Annotated in this window: 2 protein-coding genes and 1 pseudogene; 1 reads left to right on the top strand and 2 read right to left on the bottom strand. The window is 69.3% G+C overall.

Translation table 11 applies throughout. The annotated features are described in order from the left end of the window. Together SGR02S_RS19155 and SGR02S_RS19150 are read right to left on the bottom strand one after the other, a co-directional pair. A pseudogene (locus SGR02S_RS19155) lies at positions 1-406 on the bottom strand (thioredoxin domain-containing protein); the annotation flags it as partial. Positions 407-460: 54 nt separating this feature from the next. Beyond that, positions 461-1,858 carry a M48 family metalloprotease gene (locus SGR02S_RS19150; protein ID WP_082797249.1) on the bottom strand — a complete coding sequence of 466 codons (1,398 nt, stop codon included), beginning with the start codon at positions 1,856-1,858 and terminating at the stop codon, positions 461-463. 43 nt (positions 1,859-1,901) lie between these two features. On the opposite strand from SGR02S_RS19150, the gene SGR02S_RS20445 reads away from it, so the two are divergent. Next, positions 1,902-2,122, top strand: a 221-nt coding sequence (locus tag SGR02S_RS20445) for a hypothetical protein (protein WP_218000148.1), incomplete at its 3' end; no start/stop codon positions are given.

The raw sequence follows: 2,122 nt of genomic DNA, 5'->3' as shown, positions 1-2,122 counted from the left end.
CCCCGCGGCCCACGGCGCGCGCCGCGCGGGCCGAGAGGGCGCCGCCCTGCCGCGCGAGCGCGCGGCTGCGGCGCGGAATCTCCATCGCCTCGACCTTCGCGGGAATATCGGCGCGCTCGCCGACCGCGATCGTCCAGTCAGCAAAGGCCTCGGCGCCCGTGCGCAGCCGTTGCCACGCGCCCTGCGCGCCCGCGCGTATCCGGTCGGGCTTCACCAGCGGCGCACGCGGCCGCTCCTCCGCCGCGGGATAGCGCGACAGGTCGATGCCGACCGGCGGCGACTCCTTCGGCTTGGCGAGCCCTCCGTCGTCGAGTCCCCCGCCGGCGCGCGGTGCGCCTTGCGGACCCGGCGCCGGCCCCGGATCACGAAGCCAGGGCTGGTAATAATCTTCCTTGTTGTCCGTCACTTGCTGCCCTTGTGCATCACAGGATCGCGATGCCGTCCCGTCGTTTGCGCGAATCTAGCGCCGTTTGCGCGTTCGTTCCACCTCGGCGCGGGCGACCAGCGAAATATCCTGCGCCCGTATCCAGTCGGGCGAGCCTTGCGGCAGGCCCTGCATCGCGGCTTCGGCATTACGCAGCGCGAGCGATGCCTGTCCACCCTCGAGACTGTATCGCTCCGCCGAGGCGAGCGCGGCGCGCGCCTGATCGCCCTTGCTCGCATAGACGATGCCGAGCTGGTACCAGGCGAAGGGATTTTCATTGTCGAGCGCGACCGCGGTCTTCAGCACCTTTTCGGCCTCGGGGTAATTGGCCGAATCCTCGGTTGCGATCAGCGCATGACCGAGCAGCGCGGCGATCAGCGGCTGCGACCGCGAATTGGCGACCGCCTTGCGCAGCGCCGGGATCGCGTCGCGCGGGCGCCCCGATTCGAGCAGGATCTGGCCTTCGAGTTCGAGGAAATAGGGATCCTCGGGATCGGCGGCGATCAGCCCCTCGACCTCGGTCAGCGCCTTCTGCGGATAGGCGCTCTTGTGCCAGGCATAGGCGCGGGCATAGCGCGCGGGGACGCTGGTGTTGCTTTCGGGATAGAGGCGCAGCGTTTTCGCCGGTTCCGCGACGAATCCCACCAGTTTCGCCTTCACCCGCTCGAAACGCCGTTCGATCTGCGGGTCCGACGGCTTGTCCCATGCCGGATCGACGACATAGACCTCGCGCAGCGCCTGGATGCGGTCGCCCGACAGCGGGTGGGTGCGGCCATAGGCCTGGTCGTCGTCCTGCTTGATCGCATAGCGGAATTCGATGTTCTGCAGCCGCTTGAAGAAGGCGAGGCTGCCCTTACCGCTGATCCCCGCCTTCGACAGATATTGCGCGCCCGCGGCGTCGGCGGTCGCCTCCTGCACGCGGCTGAAGGCGAGGAATTTGCCGAGCGCCGCCTGCTGGCCCGCCATCAATATTCCCATGCCCGCCTCGCCGCCGCCCGCGGCGATCGCCGCGGCGCCGAGCAGCAGGCTGACGAGCGAGATGCCGGTCGCGGCCTTGATGCCGTCGTTGGTGCGGATCGCGTGGCCGCCCATGACGTGGCCCAGTTCGTGCGCGAGCACGCCCTGCACTTCGTTGGCGCTGCCGGCCGCCTCGATCAGCCCGCTGAAGACATAGATGTCCTGGCTGCCCGCGACGAAGGCGTTGATACTGGGATCGCCGAGCATGTGGACGCGCACCTGGCCCGGGCGCAATCCCGCCGCGACGAGCAGCGGGTCCATCATGTCCTTCAGCAACGCCTCGGTCTCGGCATCGCGCAGGATCGATTGCGCCATCGCCGGCCGCACCGCGACCGCGAGCATCGCCAGCAGCACCAGCAGGGCGCGCAGCAAGGAACGCGGGCCGGCGGCCCGGTGCGTGGCGTGCGGCGGGGTCATCGCTGCCTTGGTGGCGCCCCGCGCCTGAACATCGACTGAAGCCATGCAGGACTTATTGGGGCGCGGCGTGCGGCGGCGCAAGATGCGCCGCGCCGATTCCGCGGCCGGGCGGAATCGGCATTGTGAGGAAGGCGGCGCCGATACCCCCGACGGAAGCCGGGTGCCGGACGAGGACGCGCCGGAGCATGATGACTTTGGTTCGACCCGCTTCGTCATTGCGACCCCGGACTTGATCGGCGTTTATACCTTGGAGACAGGGACGCT

This window comes from Sphingopyxis granuli NBRC 100800, assembly GCF_001591045.1.
GTDB lineage: Bacteria > Pseudomonadota > Alphaproteobacteria > Sphingomonadales > Sphingomonadaceae > Sphingopyxis > Sphingopyxis granuli.
This window is presented reverse-complemented; position numbering and strand designations above follow the sequence as displayed.